This is a genomic window from Baekduia sp. (genome assembly GCF_035996765.1).
GTDB lineage: Bacteria > Actinomycetota > Thermoleophilia > Solirubrobacterales > Solirubrobacteraceae > Baekduia.
Genome location: NZ_DASYJG010000075.1, coordinates 31,009 through 50,003 on the forward strand (window position 1 = coordinate 31,009; position 18,995 = coordinate 50,003).

The 18,995-nt window shown below is 70.8% G+C and carries 20 protein-coding genes; 9 read left to right on the plus strand and 11 right to left on the minus strand.

The genetic code is table 11. The annotated features are described in order from the left end of the window. Nucleotides 1-23 precede the first annotated feature (23 nt). Complete coding sequence (locus VGO10_RS16725) at nt 24-1,538, minus strand: calcium-binding protein (RefSeq protein ID WP_327470419.1); 1,515 nt, start codon at nt 1,536-1,538, stop codon at nt 24-26. Nucleotides 1,539-1,698: 160 nt separating this feature from the next. Between VGO10_RS16725 and VGO10_RS16730 the strand changes: the two genes are divergently transcribed. Continuing rightward, nucleotides 1,699-2,151 carry a nuclear transport factor 2 family protein gene (locus VGO10_RS16730; protein ID WP_327470421.1) on the plus strand — a complete coding sequence of 151 codons (453 nt, stop codon included), beginning with the start codon at nt 1,699-1,701 and terminating at the stop codon, nt 2,149-2,151. 3 nt (nt 2,152-2,154) lie between these two features. On the opposite strand, the gene VGO10_RS16735 is transcribed toward VGO10_RS16730, so the two are convergent. The 4 genes from VGO10_RS16735 to VGO10_RS16750 all read right to left on the minus strand — a co-directional run bounded on the left by VGO10_RS16735 (nt 2,155) and on the right by VGO10_RS16750 (nt 4,896). Continuing rightward, a complete protein-coding gene (locus VGO10_RS16735) occupies nt 2,155-2,670 on the minus strand; it encodes a hypothetical protein (RefSeq protein ID WP_327470423.1) in 516 nt (171 codons plus the stop codon). Then, on the minus strand, nt 2,667-3,455 hold the full coding sequence (locus tag VGO10_RS16740; protein ID WP_327470424.1) for a hypothetical protein: 789 nt from the start codon (nt 3,453-3,455) through the stop codon (nt 2,667-2,669). Before VGO10_RS16740 ends, VGO10_RS16735 begins: the two co-directional genes overlap by 4 nt. 116 nt (nt 3,456-3,571) lie before the next feature. Beyond that, nucleotides 3,572-4,012 carry a hypothetical protein gene (locus VGO10_RS16745; protein WP_327470425.1) on the minus strand — a complete coding sequence of 147 codons (441 nt, stop codon included), beginning with the start codon at nt 4,010-4,012 and terminating at the stop codon, nt 3,572-3,574. Nucleotides 4,013-4,413: 401 nt separating this feature from the next. Further along, nucleotides 4,414-4,896, minus strand: a complete 483-nt coding sequence (locus tag VGO10_RS16750) for a hypothetical protein (RefSeq protein WP_327470427.1) — start codon at nt 4,894-4,896, stop codon at nt 4,414-4,416. A gap of 218 nt (nt 4,897-5,114) precedes the next feature. Between VGO10_RS16750 and bglX the strand changes: the two genes are divergently transcribed. The 4 genes from bglX (at nt 5,115) to VGO10_RS16770 (ending at nt 10,278) form a co-directional block, all read left to right on the plus strand. Continuing rightward, nucleotides 5,115-7,406: a beta-glucosidase BglX gene (bglX, locus tag VGO10_RS16755; protein WP_327470429.1), complete on the plus strand. Its 2,292-nt coding sequence runs from the start codon at nt 5,115-5,117 to the stop codon at nt 7,404-7,406. A gap of 97 nt (nt 7,407-7,503) precedes the next feature. Then, complete coding sequence (locus tag VGO10_RS16760; RefSeq protein WP_327470431.1) at nt 7,504-8,331, plus strand: SDR family oxidoreductase; 828 nt, start codon at nt 7,504-7,506, stop codon at nt 8,329-8,331. A 1-nt stretch (nt 8,332) separates the two neighbouring features. Then, nucleotides 8,333-9,679, plus strand: a complete 1,347-nt coding sequence (locus VGO10_RS16765) for a cytochrome P450 (protein ID WP_327470433.1) — start codon at nt 8,333-8,335, stop codon at nt 9,677-9,679. Further along, entirely contained in the window at nt 9,676-10,278 is a 603-nt protein-coding gene (locus VGO10_RS16770; RefSeq protein WP_327470435.1) for a TetR/AcrR family transcriptional regulator, read from the plus strand. Before VGO10_RS16765 ends, VGO10_RS16770 begins: the two co-directional genes overlap by 4 nt. On the opposite strand, the gene VGO10_RS16775 is transcribed toward VGO10_RS16770, so the two are convergent. Continuing rightward, nucleotides 10,265-11,512, minus strand: a complete 1,248-nt coding sequence (locus tag VGO10_RS16775; protein ID WP_327470437.1) for an MFS transporter — start codon at nt 11,510-11,512, stop codon at nt 10,265-10,267. The genes VGO10_RS16770 and VGO10_RS16775 overlap by 14 nt on opposite strands. A 125-nt stretch (nt 11,513-11,637) precedes the next feature. On the opposite strand from VGO10_RS16775, the gene VGO10_RS16780 reads away from it, so the two are divergent. Continuing rightward, the gene (locus VGO10_RS16780) at nt 11,638-13,455 is read left to right on the plus strand and encodes a DEAD/DEAH box helicase (protein ID WP_327470439.1); all 1,818 of its coding nucleotides are present in this window, start codon (nt 11,638-11,640) and stop codon (nt 13,453-13,455) included. Nucleotides 13,456-13,535: 80 nt separating this feature from the next. Further along, nucleotides 13,536-14,009, plus strand: coding sequence for an SRPBCC family protein (locus VGO10_RS16785; RefSeq protein ID WP_327470441.1), 474 nt, complete (start codon nt 13,536-13,538; stop codon nt 14,007-14,009). Between the two features lie 18 nt (nt 14,010-14,027). Here VGO10_RS16785 and VGO10_RS16790 read toward each other — a convergent pair whose 3' ends face one another. Beyond that, nucleotides 14,028-14,657 (minus strand): alpha/beta family hydrolase, encoded by a 630-nt coding sequence (locus VGO10_RS16790; protein ID WP_327470443.1) that lies wholly within the window; start codon nt 14,655-14,657, stop codon nt 14,028-14,030. Nucleotides 14,658-14,685: 28 nt separating this feature from the next. Between VGO10_RS16790 and VGO10_RS16795 the strand changes: the two genes are divergently transcribed. Next, the gene (locus tag VGO10_RS16795; protein WP_327470445.1) at nt 14,686-15,096 is read left to right on the plus strand and encodes an RNA-binding S4 domain-containing protein; all 411 of its coding nucleotides are present in this window, start codon (nt 14,686-14,688) and stop codon (nt 15,094-15,096) included. Here VGO10_RS16795 and VGO10_RS16800 read toward each other — a convergent pair. From VGO10_RS16800 to VGO10_RS16810, 3 genes are all read right to left on the minus strand, one after another. Continuing rightward, complete coding sequence (locus VGO10_RS16800; RefSeq protein WP_327470447.1) at nt 15,093-15,788, minus strand: VTT domain-containing protein; 696 nt, start codon at nt 15,786-15,788, stop codon at nt 15,093-15,095. The two genes, VGO10_RS16795 and VGO10_RS16800, sit on opposite strands and share 4 nt — an antisense overlap. Nucleotides 15,789-15,803: 15 nt before the next feature. After that, on the minus strand, nt 15,804-16,184 hold the full coding sequence (locus tag VGO10_RS16805) for an FKBP-type peptidyl-prolyl cis-trans isomerase (RefSeq protein WP_327470449.1): 381 nt from the start codon (nt 16,182-16,184) through the stop codon (nt 15,804-15,806). 119 nt (nt 16,185-16,303) lie between these two features. After that, nucleotides 16,304-16,639 carry a stress response translation initiation inhibitor YciH gene (locus tag VGO10_RS16810; RefSeq protein ID WP_327470452.1) on the minus strand — a complete coding sequence of 112 codons (336 nt, stop codon included), beginning with the start codon at nt 16,637-16,639 and terminating at the stop codon, nt 16,304-16,306. Between the two features lie 32 nt (nt 16,640-16,671). On the opposite strand from VGO10_RS16810, the gene VGO10_RS16815 reads away from it, so the two are divergent. Continuing rightward, a complete protein-coding gene (locus VGO10_RS16815; RefSeq protein ID WP_327470454.1) occupies nt 16,672-17,127 on the plus strand; it encodes a hypothetical protein in 456 nt (151 codons plus the stop codon). Between the two features lie 24 nt (nt 17,128-17,151). Here VGO10_RS16815 and VGO10_RS16820 read toward each other — a convergent pair whose 3' ends face one another. Continuing rightward, the gene (locus VGO10_RS16820) at nt 17,152-18,948 is read right to left on the minus strand and encodes an ABC-F family ATP-binding cassette domain-containing protein (protein ID WP_327470455.1); all 1,797 of its coding nucleotides are present in this window, start codon (nt 18,946-18,948) and stop codon (nt 17,152-17,154) included. Between the last annotated feature and the right edge of the window lie 47 nt (nt 18,949-18,995).

Here is an 18,995-nt window from a genome sequence, read left to right on the forward strand (position 1 = left end):
ATCGACCACCCAACGGGATATGACTAGCGGCGCTTGAGGACGACCGTCGTCGTCGCCCCGCCGCCGCTGACCTTCAGCGTGACGCTCTTGGCGTGGCGCAGGGCGCGCTTGGCCTTGGTGGTGAACTTCAGCTTGACCGTGGCCGTGCCGTTCTTGGTGGTCTTGGCCGAGCCGCGGGCGACGACCTTGCCGGCGCGGGCGGCGCTGAGCTTCACCGTCGTGCCGGGCTTGACGCCCTTGACCTTGATGGTGAAGCCGGACTTCAGCGCGGTGGCGAGGCGGATCCGGCCGGCCACCGTGGCCGTGGCGCCCGCGCCCTTGCCGTTGTTGTTGGTGGCCTTGCCACCAGGCGTCGAGGCCCCGGCCGCCGCCGCGCCGGCGCGGATGACGTTCTCACAGTCCTTGTCGACCACATCAGCGGCGTCGGTGTAGACGGTGTCGGTCCCGAAGCCGCAGAGGATCGAGTCGACCTCGCCGTCCTGGGCGTAGATGGCGTCGTTGCCGTAGGGGTACTTGCACCACAACGGGCCGCAGTCGCCGGCCGCGAGGTCGCCGGAGATCTTGTCCTGGCCGGGGCCGCCGATGATCGTGTCGTCGCCGAAGCCGCCGTCGAGGTGGTCGTTGCCGGGGCCGCCGTCGAGCTTCTCGGGGCCGTCGGCGCCGTTGAGGTCGTCGTCGCCGCCGTTGCCGATCAGCTCGCCGGCGTTGGTGGCCTGGGCGATCTTGATGTAGTCGGGACCGTCGGTGCCGACGAAGCGGGCGCTCTCTGAGAGCTTGAGCCGCTCGACGTTGACGATGTCATCGCCTTCGCCGGGGCGGCCATCGTCGGCGCCGCCGGCGAACGTGAAGCTCAGGCCTTGGGGCAGGTCGCTGTCGCGGAAGCGCGAGGAGTAGTCGCTCTCGATCGTGTCGATGCCCGGGCCTCCGTCGACGACGTCGGCGGCGGGCTCCTCGTAGCCGTCAGGCTGCAGCGTGTCGTTGCCCGCGCCGCCCAGCAGGTGGTCGGCGCCGGAGTAGCCGATCAGCTCGTCGTCGCCATCGCCGCCGTCGAGCGCGTCGTTGCCCTTGGAGCCCTCGAGCTTGTCGTTGCCCGGGCCGCCGAAGAACGTGTCGTTGCCGTCGTCGCCGCGGATCCAGTCGCTGCCGGGGCCGCCGTCGACGGTGACCGGCACGGGCAGGTCGGAGGAGAGCGTGATGTTCTCGTCGCCGTCTCCGGCCTGGATGATGATGGCCTTCGGGGCGGTGCAGATGACCTCTGACCAGTCGCCGGCGCCATAAGCGTCGGTGCAGCCGGCCGGAGCCGAGGTGACGTTGACGCCCTGGTTGGCGTAGAAGAGGATGCCGCCGGCCTCGGGCGCTTGGATGCTCATGGAGTTGACCTCGCCGGGCGCGCCGACGTAGGTGTAGGTGCCGGCGCCGTCGGTCGTGATCGTCGCGGCGTTCGCCGCGCCGCCCGGGAGGGCGACGGCCGCGAGGGCTGCGATGGCTGAACAGGCTGGGGTCAGGCGATGGGGGAGACGCTGAAGGGGAGTGCGCATGGCCGCACTGTCTCCGCTGCGGGCGGTCGCCGCATCAGGGGAACCCCGGTGGCTGCCCCGGGGCGTGCAACCGCCCCGTCGCGGGTACGGCTGCCCGCACTCTGACGCGATTCTTATGCCCCGATCGAAACCTCTGGAGCCCTCGCGTGTGCTTTGGTCTATGAGCCCGTCCACCGATGTCCGCGCCACCGTCCGCGATCTCGTCGCCGCGCTGGACCGCTACGACACCGAAGCCATGCTGGCCGCCATGGCCCCCGACGTCACCTTCGTTCTGGCCAGTGAGGCCGCGCCGGTGCGATCCCGCGCAGAGCTGTGCGTGATCGTCGAGGAATGGGCGGCCACCGGCCCGGCCGTCGAGGCCTGTCACGCGTGGGATCTCGAGATCCGCGAGCTCGGCCCCGACGTGGCGATGGCCACGCAGATGCTGAGCTTCCATTTGGCCGGGGTGCCGTCTCCGGTCCGTCAACGCGAGACGCTGGTGTTGTCCCGCGGCGACGACGGCCGCTGGCTGGTCGTCCACGGGCACCGGTCGCCGGGACCGTATGAGTGGGCCGGCGAGAGCCGCTTGGGCGCGCGGCTTGCGCCGACGGCGGCGGTGGCCGCGATGGGCTGACGCCTACGGAGCGAGATCGACCGCGTACAGGCTGTAGTCGACGTCGAGTTTCCTCACGAGGATGAAGCCGAGCCGTTCGACGATGTGGAGGGACTTCTGGTGGTTGCGATGAACCTGCGCGACCATGTGTCGAAAGCCCTGGTCACGCGCGAAACGGGTGGTCTCCTGCGCGACGGCTGCGGCTATCGATCGACCGTCGGACACACGGCCGCCGTGAAGCGAGCGGTTGACGCCCATGACAATCCAGTCGCAGATGCCGTCGCCCGCGTCCTGAACAGCCGAAAGACCCGCCAGGCGATCATCAACGTCTGCGGCCGGCTGCTCGAAGAGCAGGCAGTGAAACCCGGGAGGCTCGGCGACCGTGCCAGCCAGAACACTGCCGCAGCGGCGAATGAGCTTCTGGGCAGCGTCGCCATATCGAGGGGTGCGGCCTGCGCACGTCAGCGCGCGCACGGCCAACGCATCCTCGGCCGCGGCAATGCGCGGCACGAGCTCGATCGTCAGCGGCTCGCCGCTCACGCCCAGCGCAGCGCCGGACCGGTGGCTGCGAGCGGACGCAGCGGTGCGTCATCGAGTAGCTCGGCGAGGTCGTCGGGCAGACCTGGCCGCAAGTCGCCGAACGGATCCTTACCGGAGCTTGCGTCGTCGTCCTCCCGCAACGTGTAGGCCTTCTGGACGTACGTCCACAACACGCCGTTCATCAGGTCGCTGCGTACCAGCACCGGAGCGTGGTCAGCACCGAGTTCCAGCAGCTCGGGGGTCCGTGGCATCCATAGGCGCAAGCCATCCTCATCCTTGAGTTCCGCCCCGTCTTCGCGGATCACCTCCAGCCACGCCAGGAAGGAACGGGCACCGAGTGCGCGCAACCGCCTGTCGAACCGGCGACGGTCCATGACCGCGCGCTGCGCCAGGATGTCCAGTGGTGCGCGGTGCTCGGCGTTGACGATCGTGTACACGCCGTCGACGTCGAAGATCACGTCGACTCCCTGGCCGGATCCGGTGGAAGCAACCTTGGCCAGTTCACGTGCGGCAGCGCTTGCCTCGACCTTCGCCGATTGGGTCGCGAGCTTCCGTGCGAGATCATGGTCGCCGTGTCGATAGGCGATCGCCGCGTCCTCATTGAGGGCATAGAACGCGGTGATCGTGCCGCGCTGCCGTCCGCCGCTTCGCGGCTTGATCGTGATCCCGTCGCTTACGACGCCTTCCCTGCGCAGCCGCCGGAACGCCGAGTCGGAGTTCGGCTTGGACGGGTTGTAGGCCCGCAGGATGTCGCCCTTGGAGATCAGCGGCCGTAGCGTCAACACAGCATTCAGACTAGCAGCAGAGCCGTCGAAACAACACGTCTGTTGTCCGTCGCCGGAGTGCACCGAATGGCTGGCGCCGCGGGCTGAGATCCGCGGCGGCCGTTGGCGCTTGACAGCTACTTCTTGGTGGCTTTGACGTAGGTCGTGAAGATGCCGTCCAGTGCCTGGGCCGCCAGGCGGTCGGTGGTGATCTCGGCGAGGAGGTCGGGCGGGATGGGCTTGTCGACGGGCAGGCCGTCGAGGCGGTCGTTGTTGCAGCGCGCCAGGTCGTAGCGACGGTGGCGCAGCTGCTCGATCAGGTCGTCGGTCAACGGGACCTCGAAGCTCTCGATGTCGGGGTCCACGTTGTCGGGATCCCAGCCGACGGCGGTGATGAGCGCGGTCGCGGCGCAGAAGCGCATCGCTAGCACGTACTGAGCCTCGGGCCCGTAGAGGAGGAAGTCCTCGAACAGCTCGTGGCCGAGGTCCATCATCTTCTTGGTCTCGATGCGCAGGACATCGGCGGTCTCGCGATCGACGATGAGCATGCGAGCGTGGGTACGCTGCGGGGTACTCATGGGAGGTGCCACTCCTTTGGGTCATGCCCCCGGGCCGTTTCCGCGGTCGCGGGGGTCTTGATTTGGTTGTAGGCAAAGCCTAGCCGACGCGGCGGATGGAATTGGTCAGCTGCGCAGCATTGGTGCAAAGTCGCAGCCTGCTCGTTGCTCGCGCGACGCTGGTTGGCGGCGCGAGCGCGTTGAACCGTGGAGGCGATCCGTGATGTCGACATCCGAACGCGAAGCGCAAGCGCGGTGTTCGGTGCCCACACGAACCGAGCTCAGATCGCAGTGCACAGCTTTCACCCAACGTTCGGCACCACGACGACTGAGCGCGAGCGGAGCGGAGGTGGCGATCGTCACGGAGACGCCGACCAGCCAGCCCCGCCCCGCACAACGCCCGTCAAACGGCGGCGCAACGCCTACTTGATGATCTTGAGCAACCGCAGCGCGCTCTCCTCGTCATCCGACGCCGCCGCGAGCCGCTTGTTCAAGGTCACGAACGTCGACTTCAGCGAGTTCTTGTCAGCACCCGCCGCCACCTTGTCCAGCAGCTTCTGGTACTGCACCAGTCCCAGGTCGAACTCGCGGATCGCCGTGAGGATCTGCTTCTTGCCGGCCGCCGAGCCCGGGGTCTCGGTCTTGATCGGCACGACCGCCGTCTTGTAGGACCGCAGCCCCGTCCGGAAGGCGCCGGCGGCCGCCGAGGCGGCGGCGGGGTCGGTGGTGGACGTTCCGAGCGCCTTGTCGGCCTTGGCGAAGGCCTTGGCCAACGGGGTCACGCGCTTCTCGTGGCGGATCACGGTCTTCTTCAGCCCGGCGTCGCTGGCCTGGGCGGCCGGGGCGGCCAGGACGGCGGCGGCACTTGCGGCACCGAGGGCGAGGATGAGGGCTCTGCTGGACATGGGCGTGTCTCCTGAACGCTGAAGGGACGGTACGGGTCGGCGGTCGTCATGTCCGGTCCCGATACGCCCCAAACCGGGGCGTACAACAAGTCCGGATCCGTGTTTCAACGCGCGCGACGATGGGGACCCAGAGGTCCGCTGGACGCGGTGTGCGCCAAGGCATGCTGCAGGGTCGAGGGACTTCAACGCAGGAGGGGACCGTGCAACGACGGGGACGGATGGCGATCGCGGCTGCGATCGTCGCGAGCAGCACGCTGGGCGCCGGGGCGGTGATCGCCGGCACCGGAGCGGGCGACGACCAGGCGCTCCAGCCGGTGCGCACGCAGGCCAACGGCGGCATCGAGCGCAAAGTCGACCGGCTCATCAGGCAGATGACCGTCGACGAGAAGCTCCAGCAGGTCCAGCTGCTCTCCGACGGCCAGATCACCGACGACGACGCGCAAAAGGGCGTCGGCGGCGTGTTCAGCCTCACCGACCCGGCCAAGATCGATCACTTCCAGCACGTCGCCGTCGAGCAGTCGCGGCTGCACATCCCGATCCTCTTCGCCTACGACACGATCCACGGCTACCGCACGGTCTTCCCGGTGCCGCTGGCCGAGGCGTCGAGCTTTGACCCCGACGTCGCGACCGACGACTACACGATCTCCTCGCGCGAGTCCGCGGCCGTCGGCATCAAGCAGATCTACAGCCCGATGGTCGACGTCTCCCACGAGCCGCGCTGGGGCCGCATCGTCGAGGCCTCAGGCGAGGACCCGTACCTCGGCTCGGTCATGGCCGCCACGAAGGTTCGCGCCGCCCAGGGTCCGGACTACTCCGCGCCCGACAAGGTCGTCACGAGCGTCAAGCACCTCGCGGCCTATGGCCTCGCCGAGGGCGGTCGCGACTACAACACGACCGACGTCTCCGAGCAGCGGCTGCGCAACCTGATCCTGCCGCCGTTCAAGGCCGCGATCGACGCCGGCGCCGACACGGCGATGTGCTCGTTCAACTCGATCAACGGCCAGCCGGGCTGCGCCAACCCGCACACCGAGACCGACATCCTCAAGAAGGAATGGGGCTTCGACGGCTTCCTCGAGAGCGACTACACGGCCGTTGCCGAGCTCCGCGCCTGCCCGCCCAAGAACCCCGATGAGGGTCCGTGTGGTCATGGGGTCGCGGCCGACGGCCCATCCGCCGGCGCGCTGGCGCTGAACGCCGGCACGGATTCCGAGATGGTCAGCACCAACATCCGCGACAACGGCAAGCAGCTGCTGTCGACCGGGCAGATCTCGATGCGCCGCCTCGACGACGCCGTCCGCCGGATCCTGCGCGTCAAGTTCCGCGCCGGGCTCTTCGACCATCCCTACGTCGACCAGGCCGCGATCGCCGGCAAGACGCTGCAGCCCGCCGACCGCGACGCGGCACGCAAGGCCGCCGGCCGCTCGGTGGTCCTGCTCAAGAACGATGACAACACGCTGCCGCTCGACCCGGCCAAGTCGGTCGCGGTGATCGGCCCGCTCGGCGACGACCAGCACGACATGCTGGGCCCGTGGTGGGGCCAGGGCAAGGACGAGGACGCCGTCAGCCTCTACACGGGCATCAAGGCCTACAACCCGGACGCGACGTTCACCGAGGGCTGCAAGATGATCGACGCCGACCTCTACGACCCGGCCAACGAGTGCGGCTCGGATGCCGGCTTCGCTGATGCGGTCGCCGCTGCCAACGCCGCCGACCAGGTCGTGCTGGCGCTCGGCGAGACGCGCGGCCAGGGTGGCGAGGCCGAAGTGCGCAGCGTGCTTGATCTTCCCGGCAAGCAGCAGGAGCTGCTGGACGCCGTCAAGGCGACGGGCAAGCCGGTCACGGTCGTGCTGTTCAACAGCCGCCCGCTGACGCTGGGCAAGGTCGTCGACAGCTCGAACGCGATCCTCGAGGCGTGGTTCGGCGGCATCGAGGCCGGCAACGGCGTCGCCGACGTCCTGTTCGGCAAGGTCAACCCCGGCGGCAAGCTCCCCGTGAGCTTCCCGCAGTCGGTCGGCCAGATCCCGATCTACTACAACCACGAGCCCACGGGTCGGCCGTGCGACACGACGCAGAAGTACAACTCGCGCTACCGCGACCTGCCGACGTGCGCGCCGCTGTTCCCGTTCGGCTTCGGCCTCTCCTACACGACGTTCAAGATCGACAACTTGGTGTTGTCGGACAAGTCGATGCCGGCGAGAGGCAGCGTGCAGGTCTCGGCCGACGTCCAGAACACGGGCTCTCGCGCCGGTGACGACGTCGTCCAGCTCTACATCCACGACCCGGTCGCGAGCCTCTCGCAGCCGGTCCGTCGCCTGCGCGGCTTCCAGCGCGTGACGCTGGATGCGGGCGAGAAGAAGACGGTGACGTTCCGCCTGGACGCCAGCGACGTCGGCTTCTACGACAACTCCGGCCGCTTCACCGTGGAACCCGGGGAGATCGACGTCTTCGCCGGGGACTCCTCGACGGCCGACCTCACCGACAGCTTCACGGTGACGTCCGGCCGGAGGTAGCTCACACAGCAGCCGCTGGACAACCAGATACCGATCAGTATCCTGACACCCCGTCAGGCTGGTACGCGCGTGTACCAGCCGGGGTGTCAGGAGACGCATGAGCAGCATCAACGGTCGTACGGCGGTCATCACGGGCGCAGGGTCGGGCATCGGGCAGGCGACGGCGCGGCGGTTGGCCGCCCACGGGTGCCCGGTCGCGCTGGCCGACTGGAACGAGGAGGGGCTGCAGGAGACGGCGGACTCGATCTCGGGGCCGGTCCTGGTCCGCAAGCTCGACGTCCGCGACCGCCAGGGGCAGATGGCCTTTGCCGCCGACGTCAAGGAGTGGATGCCGGCGCCGCTGGGCCTCGTCTTCAACAATGCCGGCGTGACGGTGATGCAGGGCGTCGCCGACGCCTCGCCCGAGGACGACCAGTGGGTCTTCGACGTCAACTTCCACGGCGTCCAGCACGGCGTCACCGCGTTCCTGCCGATCCTGCTGGAGCAGCGCTCAGGCGTGATCGCCAACACGTCATCGGTCTTCGGCCTCATCGGCTTCCCGCACCAGAGCGCCTACTGCGCCTCGAAGTTCGCGGTCCGCGGCTACACCGAGGCGCTGCGCCAGGAGCTGCGCGGCACCGGTGTCCACGCGGCGGTGGTGCATCCGGGCGGCGTCAAGACCAACATCGTGGCCAACGCCCGCTTCCGCTCCGACTACCACGGCGACCACGCCGATCTCGCCAGCGCGGCGCGTGAGTTCGCCACGGTCGCCCGCACCTCGCCCGAGCGCGCGGCCGAGATCATCCACGAGGGCGTGGAGAAGCAGAAGGCGCGCATCCGGGTCGGCCCGGACGCCGTCTTCCTAGACCTGCTGGTGCGCTTCGCGCCAAGCAAGTACTACAACGTGATCGAACGGCTCGAGAGCGTCGTCCGGAGGGGCCGCTGACATGACCGACACCACCATCATCGATGGCGTCCCGCCCGGGCCGGCGATGCCGATGCCCCTGCAGACGCTGGCCATCCTGACCCGCCAGCGCCCGTTTCTCGAGCGCCAGCGCCGGCGCTACGGCAACATGTTCTCCATCAAGGTCGCCGCCCTCGGGCACCTGGTGGTCCTGGCCGATCCCGCGCTGATCAAGCACACGTTCATGGCCGACGCCAAGACGCTGCACGCCGGCTCGCGCTCGCCGCTGCGCAAGGTGCTGGGCGACAACTCGCTGCTCGGCATTGATGAAGAGCACCACATGGAGCAGCGCAAGCTGCTGCTGCCGCCGTTCAAGGGCCAGCGGATGAAGGCCTACGAGCCGCTGATCGAGGAGATCGCGATCGCCGAGATCGACCGCTGGCCGGTCGCCGTCGAGTTCGAGACCGCGAAGTCGATGCAGCGGATCACGCTGCGGGCGATCCTGCGAGCGGTCTTCGGGGCGACCGGCGCGCGCGCCGAGGAGCTCGAGGAACTGCTGCCAACCTGGACCGACCAGGGCCAGAGCCTCTCGCGCTTCCCGCAGCTGCACCGCGATCTGGGGCCGTTGAGCCCGTGGGGCCGCTTCCTGCGCCTGCGCGCGAAGGTCGACGCGATCCTCGACTCGCTGATCGAGGACGCGCGCCGCGATCCCGACCTGCCCGAGCGCCTCGACGTCCTGGCGATGATGGTGCTCGCGCGCCGTGAGGACGGCACCGCGCTGTCGAACGCCGAGATTCGCGACCAACTCGTCACGATGCTCGCGGCCGGTCACGAGACGACCGCCCACACCCTCAGCTGGGCGGTCGAGCGGCTGCGGCGCCATCCTGATGTCCTTGCGCGCCTTGTTGATGAGGTCGATGCCGGCGGCAAGGAGCTGCGTGACGCGACGATCCGCGAGGTGCAGCGGATGCGCCCGGTGATCTCCTTCGCCGGCCGCCACACGATGAAGCCCTTCGAGGTCGGAGGATATCGCCTTCCGGCCGGCATTCTCATTGGGTTGAGCGCCGGGCTGACGCACTTCGACCCCGACCTGTTCCCACACCCTGACCGCTTCGACCCCGACCGGTTCCTCGACACGAAGCCCGGCACCTACTCCTGGATCCCGTTCGGCGGCGGCGTCCGCCGCTGCATCGGCGCGACGTTCGCGCACATGGAGCTCGACGTCGTGTTGCGGGTCATCCTGCAGCGCGTCGCGTTCGAGGCGACGACGGCGCCCGACGAGCCGTGGAAGTTCAAGGGCGTGGCGTGGAGCCCGGCCGGTGGCGGCAAGGCGCTCGTGCACCGGCGCCCGGTGCGCGAGGCGGCGCCGGAGATCGCAGCCGCCGCGTGACCGAGCAGCTCGCCACGCTGCTGCCCGGCGCGCCGGAGAGCTTTCGCGACCGGCTGCTGGTCGGCATGGCCGAGGCGATCCGCGAGCACGGGGACCTGCGCTCGGTCACCGTCGCCGAAGTGGTACGACATGCCCGCACGTCGCGGCGGACGTTCTACCAGCACTTCGACGATCGCGACGCGTGCTTCCTGGCGCTCTTTGACGTCATCAGCGCGCGGCTGCTGGAGACGATCGCCGACGCGGCGACCGGCGAGGGTCCATTCGGCGAGCGGGTCGATCGCGCGCTGGCCGCCTACCTCGGCATCATCGCCGCCGAGCCCGTCCTCAGCCGCACCTGCATCCAGGAGACCGCGGCCATCGGCCCCGACGGCATGGCGCGCGTCCAGGCGATGAACGAGCGCTGGGCCCACCAGATCATGCGGCTGGTCGAAGAGGCCCGCCAGCACGACGCCACGCTGCGGCCGCTCCCGCTCGAGGTCGCGACGATCATCACCGGCGGCTTTCGCGACCTCGTCGTCACCGCGCTCGATCAGGGGCGCGACGTGACCGAGCTGCAGGAGCTGGCCAGCGACGTCTTTCGCCGGATCACCGTCGGCTGATCGCCGCGCCGGCGCCGGCGCCGCGGCGCTCGAGCGCCAGCGCGACCAGGAAGATCGCGAGGCCCGCGACCGAGAGGGCGACGGCGACGACCATCGGGGCGGTGAGGCCGAGGCCGGCGGCGAGCACGATGCCGCCGAGCCACGCGCCGAGCGCGTTGGCGAGGTTGAAGGCCGAGTGGTTGAGTGCGGCACCGAGCGTCTGCGCGTCGCCCGCGACCTCCATCAGACGCATCTGCAGACCGGTCGGCAGCATGAGGGCCATCCCGAGGAAGAACACCGTGATGATCGCGGTGACCGGGTTGGCCGAGGTGTAGGCGAACGTGCCGAACATGATGGCCATGCCCAGGAACGCGCCGACCATCGCGCGGTGCGGGGCCCAGTCCATCAACCGTCCGGAGAGCAGGTTGCCGGCGACCATGCCGCAGCCCCAGACCGCGAGCACGAGCGGGACGGCGGCCAGCGCGAGGCCGGCGCGGTCGGTGAGGATCGGGCTGATGTAGGAGTAGACGGCGAACATCCCGCCGCCGCCGATCGCGCCGGTGGCGACGGCCAGCCAGACCTGCGGGCGTCGCAGCGCGGTCAGCTCGCGCTTGAAGGTCGCGGCGCGGTCGGCGGGGGCCCACGGCACCGCGCGCAGGACGCTGATGGCGGTCGCGGCGGCCAGGACGGTCGCGGCCGCGAAGGCGATGCGCCAGCCGAAGGTCTGCCCGAGCCAGGTCGCAAACGGCACGCCGACCACGTTGGCGACGCTCAGCCCGAGCAGGACGCGCGAGACCGCGCGGGCCTTCAGGCCCTCGGGCGCGAGGTCGGCGGCGACCAGCGCGGCGACGCCGAAGTAGGCGCCGTGCGGCAGGCCGGCGAGGAAGCGCGCGCCGACGAGCATGGCGTAGGAGGGAGCGAGCGCACTGAGCAGGTTGCCGATGGCGTAGGCCACCATCAACGCGACCAGCAGCGTCCGGCGCGGCAGCTTGGCGCCGAGGCCGGCCAGGACGGGCGCGCCCACGACGACGCCGATCGCGTAGGCGCTGACGACGTGGCCGGCGGTCGGGATCGAGACCGAGACGCCGGTGGCGATCTGGGGCAGGAGGCCCATCGCCACGAACTCGGTCGTCCCGATGGCGAAGCCGCCGAGCGCGAGCGCCAGCAGGGCGAAGCGCAGATGGGGCGCAGAATCGGTCCCACCCGCCCCGGTGGCGGGCGCGGGCGCAGGCGCCGGTTCGGCGGTGGGGGACACGGAGGACCGTGGCGGATCGCGCAACAGCGAGTCGGGCACCTCCCCACGGGATAGCGAACGCGCTGCCGATTGCGTGGGCGGCTTCACACTCCTTCACCGAGGTCACCGCTAGCCTGTTGTCCTACATGACACTTGATTCGTCCGACGACGCCGTCGGCTTCGCGGACCTGGCCCTCGCCGACGAGCTGGTCGCCGCCCTGACCGCCCTCGGCTATGAGGAGCCCACACCCATCCAGCGTGAGGCCATTCCGCCGCTGCTGGAAGGTCGCGACCTACTCGGACAGGCCGCCACGGGCACCGGCAAGACCGCCGCCTTTGCGCTCCCGCTGCTCCAGCGTCTCGGCCGGGGAGCCGAAGGCGACGCGCCCCGGGCGCTCGTGCTCGTCCCGACGCGCGAGCTCGCCACGCAGGTCGCCGAGGCCATCCACCGCTACGGCCGCGACCTCGGCGTGCGGACGCTGCCGATCTACGGTGGCCAGCCGATCGTCCGTCAGCTTCGTGCGCTGGAGCGTGGGGTGGACGTCGTTGTCGCCACGCCCGGCCGCGCGCTCGATCACATCCGGCGCCGGACGCTGAAGCCCCAGACGCTGCAGACCATCATCTTGGACGAGGCCGACGAGATGTTGGACATGGGCTTCGCCGACGACATCGAGGCGATCCTGTCCGATACGCCCGGCGACCGCCAGACCGTGTTGTTCTCGGCGACGATGCCGCCGCGCATCAACAAGATCGTTGGCAACCACCTCAACAACCCGGTGCGCATCCAGTTGGGCGGCGAACGCCACGCGCCCGGCGAGGCGCCGAAGGTCCGCCAGAGCGCCTACATCGTCCCGCGCGCGCACAAGCCCGCCGCGCTCGGCCGTCTGCTGGACCTCGAGTCGCCGGCCGCCGCGATCGTCTTCTGCCGTACACGCGACGAGGTCGACACGCTCACCGAGACCCTCAACGGCCGCGGCTACCGCGCCGAGGCGCTGCACGGCGGGATGACCCAGGAGCAGCGCACGCGCTCGATCGGGCGGCTGAAGGCCGGGACGATCGAGCTGCTGGTGGCCACCGACGTCGCCGCTCGCGGTCTCGATGTCGACGTGCTCACCCACGTCATCAACTACGACGTGCCGGCCGCGCCGGAGGCCTACGTCCACCGCATCGGCCGCGTCGGCCGCGCGGGGCGCGAGGGCGTGGCGATCACGCTCGCCCAGCCGCGCGAGCACCGGATGCTCAAGGCGATCGAGCGGATCACGCGCCAGCCGATCGCGATCGAGAAGGTCCCGACGGTCGCCGACCTGCGCGCCCGCCGGCTGGAGGCCACCCGTAACTCTTTGGCCGAGATCTTGGCCGATGGTGCGGAGGGCCTGGATGGCTACCGCGTGGTCGTCGAGTCGCTCGGCGAGGACTTCGAGCTGATGGAGGTCGCGCTGGCTGCCGTCAAGCTCGCTCACGAGGCGGGCGCGACCGAGGCCGATGAGACCCACATTCCCGACGCGGTGCCTGCCCCGTCGCGGGAGCAGGGCCGCGGGCCGGGAAGGCCAGGGCGCCCCGGCGGGACCGGCGAGCGTCGCGGGGCGGGCGGTTACCGCACCGAGCGCCCGGAGCGGCCAAGCGGGGCGGGCGCGTCCGTTCCGCGCGACGGCGGCCGGCCGCCGCGCCGCGGGGCCAAGGAGTCCACGGGTCCGAGCGTCGGCATGACCCGTCTCTTCATCGGCGCCGGCCGCGAGCGCGGTATCCGCCCGCAGGACCTCGTCGGCGCGATTGCCAACGAGGCCGGCTTGAACGGACGGCAGATCGGCGCGATCGAGATCGCCGACCGCTTCTCACTCGTCGAAGTGCCTGAGGCGTCGGCCGATGCGGTCGTCTCCGCATTGCGCGGGCGGACGATCAAGGGCAAGAAGACGACGGTGCGCCGCGAGCGCTTCGGCGCCAAGCCGCGGCAGCGCGCTTCCTGAGCAGGACACAGCGCCCGCGGGCGGTGATACGTTGCGCCGATCGCACTGGAAAGTAGCCGTACACGGTCAGGGAGACTGAGGTGACCGACGTCGTGGACCGACGTCGCATCGCCGCAACCCCACGCGACGTGTGGCGGGTCCTCTGTGACATTGAGCGCTACGCCGACTGGGCACCATGGACCCTGCACGCGCGGCGCGTCGACCGTCCGGCTGGTCTCGGCGTCGCCTACGAAGAGCACGGCCGCGTGCTGTCGCCGCTGGTTGGACCGTCACGCTGGCGAATCGTGGAGTTCGACGTCCCGCGCCGCCAGGTCCACCGCGCTGAGGCCGTGCGCCTGGCGGTGGGGTTTGACCGCATCTTCGAACTGACGTCCGACGGGGACGGCGGTACGTGGCTGACGCTCTGCCTGCGCTACCGGCCCACGCTCGGCGTCGCCGGCCGCGGCCTCGACTGGGCGCTCGTGCGCTGGCTGCAGGCACGCCGGATCACCATGGCATTGGAGCGCTTCAGCCGTATCGTCGAACGCGCGCCGGGGCCGACGGCCGTGCCGTAGGACGGCGCCGGTCGGTCGTCAGCACAGGTTGAGGGAGTCCAGCCACGAGGAGACGGCGGGGCCGACCTCGGCGAGGCCGGACTTGAGGCTGTGGTTGCCGGCGATGGTGGTGACGGTGCGGGTCGGGCCAGGCGGAGGCATGCCGAAGGGGTCGCGGTCGCCTTGGATGATGAGGACCGGGACGGTCACGGCCTCGAGCTCGGGCAGGCGCGTCTTGCGCTCGGCGTCGGGGTTGCGCTGGGGTGGGTGCAGCGGGAAGGCGAGGCAGAGGACGCCGATGGCGCTGGTGGCTGTCGCGGTGCGGCAGGCGACGCGGGCCCCGGAGGAACGGCCGCCGCTGAGCAGCGGCAGTCCGGCGAGCGGCGCGCCGGCCGCGGTCAGCGCCGCGTGCACGGCCAGCCACGCCTCGTCGAGCTTCGGCGCGGGCGGCGCCGACCTGCGACCGGCGACGCGATAGGGCTGCTCAACCCGCACGACGCTCAGCCCAGCCGCGAACGCCGCGTCGGCGGCAGCGAGCAGGTCGAGCGCCTCGATCGAGCCGCCCGCGCCGTGGCCGATGAGCAGCGCGGCTCGCAGCCGTCGAGCATGACGGAGGTGCGCACGCGCCGGGCCATGCGGTGTGGCGATCTCCAGGACGTCGTCGGGCACGGCCCCGATGGTGCCAGGATGGATGTCGATGCATGACCGTGACGCGCCCGTGCGAGTCGACAAGTGGCTGTGGGCCGCGCGCTTCGTCAAGACGCGGGCGCTGGGCTCCGACGCCGTCAAGGGCGGCCGCGTCCACGTCAACGGTCGCGCGGTGAAGCCCAGCAAGGACGTCGGTCCGGGCGACCGCCTGGAGCTCTCGACGGCGCCGGTCAAGCTCACCGTGCTGATCACCGCGACCGCGGAACGCCGCGGCTCGGCGACCGTCGCCGCGACGCTCTACGAGGAGACCGCCGAGAGCAAGGCCGGCCGCGCCGCCTATGCCGAGCAGCGGCGTCTCGAGGCGGCCTCCGCGCCCACGCACGACCCCGACCGTGGCGGCCGCCCGACCAAGCGCGACCGGCGCCGCTTCGAGGCCGACCGCGAGCAGCGCCGCGGTTAGACCCGCTCGCGCGCCGCGCGCGAGCGCTGCCAGCGGCGGGTCAGCGGGTGCGAGAGCGCAAACAGCGCCGCGAAGCCCGCGACCATGGCCCAGACCAGTGGATCGGTCGCCGAGAAGTGCTCCAGGCGTGAGCCGAGCACGACCGCGATCGCGATCAGCGGGATCGCGCCGATCGCGCTCGTCCAGGCAAAGCGCCCGACCGGCACGCGCGTGGCGCCCGCCACGTAGCCCACGCCGCTGAACGGCACGACCGGCAGCAGCCGCAACACCAGCAGCGCGGGCCAGCCGCCGCGCTCCATCAGCTCTTCGGCGGCTGCCAGCCGCCGCGCGCCGGCCAGCTTCTCGACCAGCGGGCGACCCGCGATCCGGCCGAGCGCATAGGTCCCCATCGCCGAGGCGAACCAGCCGCTGACGCAGATCGCCATCGCGATCGGGATCCCGTAGGTGAACCCGGCGACCAGGTTGATGACCTCGGCAGGGAACAGCAGCACGATGTGGCCGAGCATCAAGGCGTACAACAGCAGCACGCCGGTCACGCCGGTGCCGCGCAGCTGATGGCGCAGCGCCGTCGTGTCGCCCGACGCCGCGTGGCCCGCCGCCTCGCGCACGGGATGGATGAGGAGGCTGGTTGCGACCAGCACCGCGACCGCCACGATCACGGCAAGGACCTGCAGTGATCGGCGGCCGGTCACGGGAAGGGATGCTCGCTAGCGCAGCCCGATGAGGTCGACGACGAAGACGAGCGTCTCGTCGGGGCCGATGACCCCGCCTGCGCCGCGCTTGCCGTAGGCGAGGTTCGGCGGGATCGTGATCCGGCGCCGACCGCCGACCTTCATCCCGGCCACGCCCTGGTCCCAGCCGGCGATGACCTGGCCCTTGCCGAGCCCGAACTTGAAGGTGTCGCCCCGATCCCACGAGGCGTCGAACTGCTTGCCCGTCTGCCACGATACACCGACATAATGAACTTCGACGATGTGGCCGGCAGCGGCCTCGTCGCCGTCGCCCATCTCGAGGTCGTCGAGCTCGAGCTGGTAGGAGGGCGGCTGGTCGCTGTGGACCTCGACCTGGGGCTTCTCGTTGGGGGCCATGGCCGGGGACGGTAGCCGCCGGCGCCGCGGCGCGCGCTCCCCGACCTGCCAATGCGGCTTGTCAGCCTAGTCCGGAGGAGTGATTGCTGGGCGGGTGAGGCGGCCTCTGCCGGCTTGGCTCAGCCGCCGGCGAGGACGGCGGTCAGGCCCTCGGCGCGGAGCACGTCGAGGACTGTGTCGCGGTGGTCGCCCTGAATCTCGATGATGCCGTCCTTCGCGGATCCGCCGACGCCGCAGCGCTTCTTGAGCTTGCCGGCGAGCTCGCGGATCTCGACATCGTTGAGCGGGAGGTTGAAGACGGTGGTGACGGTCTTGCCCTTGCGCCCGGCGGTCTCACGGCGCACCTTGACGGGGCCCTCGGTCTTCCGTGTCACCGTCTTCGGATCCCGCGCCCGCCGCAGGTCGCCGTCGGAGCTCGACCACACCATGTCGCCGGAGCCGGAGCGCTTGGCCATGCCCGGCACGCTACCGCGTAGGCTCCCGCCCAATGGCGTACACCAACGCGGAGGGCCGGCAGCAGCTGCTGGACGAGCTGGGCAGCGCGACCGAGGCGATCGGCATGGCGATCGCGATGCTCGGTGAGGCCTACGAGTTGCTCGACGACCTGACCGCCGACCGCCTCGAAGAGCTGCTGTTCCGTCCGGCACAGGCCGCGTCGGGCCGTGCGAAGCGCACGTACGCGGAGTTCGCCGAGCGGATGGGCTTTCCGCCGCGCTCGTTCGCGGTCGGCTCCGCGGGCCACGCGTCCGGCGCCCGTGGCCACATCGACCACGCGGTCGAAGCGATCCAGCGCGCCGACGCGGAGCTCGGCGAGCTCCAGGACTCGATGCTGCCGGTCGAGATCGGCGACGCCGCCGTGCGCGCCGGGATCTCTGAGACGCGCGGCCTGCTCGGCCCGCTGCCGCACGCGGCGCACGAGCTGGAGCGGACGCTCGGGCGCTGAGTGCGCCCGCCCAGATCGCCGCGCTCAGCCCTCCGCCGCCTCCGACGCCTCCATCCACGCGACCTCCAGCGCCTCGCGTTCGGTCAGCAGCGCGCGCAGCTCGGCGTCGAGCTCGCGCAGCCGCGCGTGGTCGGTCGCGGCGGTGGCCATCGCGTCATGCAGTTCGGCCTCACGGGCCGTCGACTTCTCCAATGCCCGTTCCAGGCGTGAGGCCTCCTTGCGCGCCGCTCGGACCGCGGCGCCGGAGGGGCGCGGCGCGGCAGCGGGCGCGGGGGAGGCCGCGACGCTCTCAGCCGCCTCGGCCGCGTGGCGCAGCTCCAGGTACTGGTCGATCCCGCCCGGCAGATGCCGGATCGCCCCGTCGCCCATCAAGGCGTACACGTTGTCGCAGACGCGCTCGACGAAGTAGCGATCGTGGCTGACGACCACCAGCGTCCCCGGCCAGCCGTCGAGCAGATCCTCCAGCGCGGTGAGCGTGTCGATGTCCAGGTCGTTGGTCGGCTCGTCCAACAACAAGACGTTGGGCTCGTCCATCAACAACCGCATCAACTGCAGCCGCCGGCGCTCGCCACCGCTCAAGTCCTTCACCAACGTGCGGGCGCGGTCGCCGCGGAAGCCGAAGCGGTCGACCAGCAGCGCCGCAGTGATCTCCTGGCCGTCGGCCAGCGTCGCGCGGCCGCGCACCTGCTCCAGCGACTCCAGGACGCGGAGGTGACCGGGGATCTCGGCCGTGTCCTGTGAGAGGTGGGCGACGCGCACCGTCTGACCGCGGTCGACGCTCCCGCCGGTCGGCGCGAGCGTGCCGTCCAGGATGTTCATCAACGAGGTCTTGCCCGACCCATTGACCCCCACGAGCGCGACGCGGTCGCCGGGGCCCAACCGCCAGGTCACGTGTTGCAGGATCGGCCGGTCGCCGTAGGCCAACATGATGTCCTCGGCGTCGAGCACCTTGTCGCCCAGCCGCCGCCCGGCGAAGCGCAGCAGCTCGGCGGTGTCCCGGGCTGCGGGCTCGTCGGCGATCAGCGCGTTGGCCGCCTCGATCCGGAACTTCGGCTTCGACGTCCGCGCCGGCGGCCCGCGCCGCAGCCACGCCAGCTCCTTGCGCATGAGCTGCTGGCGGCGGTCTTCCCGCGACGCGGCCTGCCGGTCGCGTTCGGCGCGCGCCAGCACGTAGGCCGCGTAGCCGCCCTCGTACTGGTGCACGGTGCCGTCGCTGACCTCCCACGTCGCGGTGCACACGGCGTCCAGGAACCAGCGGTCGTGCGTGACGACGAGCAGCGTCCCGCGCCGTGCCGCAAGATGCTGCGCCAGCCAGTCGACGCCTTCCACATCAAGATGGTTGGTCGGCTCGTCGAGCAGCAGCAGCTCGGGGTTGTCGAGCAGCGTCTTGGCCAGCGCGATCCGCCGCCGCTCGCCGCCGCTCAGCGGGGCGATCACCGTGTCGAGGCCCTGCGGGAAGCGCGTGATGTCGACGCCGCCGAGCAGCCCGTCGAGGACCGAGCGAAAGCGTGCGTCGGCCGCCCACTCATGGTCCGCGCGCCCGCCGACCAGCTCGGAGCGGATCGTCTGGGCCTCGTCGAGCTCGTCCCCTTGGCCGAGGATGCCGAGCTCGACATCGCCCGAGCGCACGACCGTTCCGCCATCGGGCTCCTCGGCGCCGGAGATCAGCGCCAGCAGCGTCGACTTGCCGTCCCCGTTGCGCCCGACGACGCCGATCCGGTCCCCGGCGCTGACGCCGAGCGTGACGTTGCGCAGCACCGAGCGGCTGCCGTAGCCCTTGTCGACGGACTTCAGGTTGACGAGGTTGCGAGCGGCGGCCATCCGCTCCGCATCCTGCCGGTTCTCCGGCGACGAGGGCCGTCGCCCTC

Excerpts from the sequence above, each read along its gene's own strand:
- VGO10_RS16820 (WP_327470455.1), bottom strand. The coding sequence starts at position 18,948 with ATGGCCGCCGCTCGCAACCTCGTCAACCTGAAGTCCGTCGACAAGGGC.
- VGO10_RS16750 (WP_327470427.1), bottom strand. The coding sequence starts at position 4,896 with ATGTCCAGCAGAGCCCTCATCCTCGCCCTCGGTGCCGCAAGTGCCGCC.
- VGO10_RS16765 (WP_327470433.1), top strand. The coding sequence starts at position 8,333 with ATGACCGACACCACCATCATCGATGGCGTCCCGCCCGGGCCGGCGATG.
- VGO10_RS16730 (WP_327470421.1), top strand. The coding sequence starts at position 1,699 with ATGAGCCCGTCCACCGATGTCCGCGCCACCGTCCGCGATCTCGTCGCC.
- VGO10_RS16805 (WP_327470449.1), bottom strand. The coding sequence starts at position 16,184 with ATGGCCCCCAACGAGAAGCCCCAGGTCGAGGTCCACAGCGACCAGCCG.
- VGO10_RS16810 (WP_327470452.1), bottom strand. The coding sequence starts at position 16,639 with ATGGCCAAGCGCTCCGGCTCCGGCGACATGGTGTGGTCGAGCTCCGAC.
- VGO10_RS16745 (WP_327470425.1), bottom strand. The coding sequence starts at position 4,012 with ATGAGTACCCCGCAGCGTACCCACGCTCGCATGCTCATCGTCGATCGC.
- bglX (WP_327470429.1), top strand. The coding sequence starts at position 5,115 with ATGGCGATCGCGGCTGCGATCGTCGCGAGCAGCACGCTGGGCGCCGGG.
- VGO10_RS16795 (WP_327470445.1), top strand. The coding sequence starts at position 14,686 with ATGCATGACCGTGACGCGCCCGTGCGAGTCGACAAGTGGCTGTGGGCC.
- VGO10_RS16725 (WP_327470419.1), bottom strand. The coding sequence starts at position 1,538 with ATGCGCACTCCCCTTCAGCGTCTCCCCCATCGCCTGACCCCAGCCTGT.
- VGO10_RS16760 (WP_327470431.1), top strand. The coding sequence starts at position 7,504 with ATGAGCAGCATCAACGGTCGTACGGCGGTCATCACGGGCGCAGGGTCG.
- VGO10_RS16780 (WP_327470439.1), top strand. The coding sequence starts at position 11,638 with ATGACACTTGATTCGTCCGACGACGCCGTCGGCTTCGCGGACCTGGCC.
- VGO10_RS16815 (WP_327470454.1), top strand. The coding sequence starts at position 16,672 with ATGGCGTACACCAACGCGGAGGGCCGGCAGCAGCTGCTGGACGAGCTG.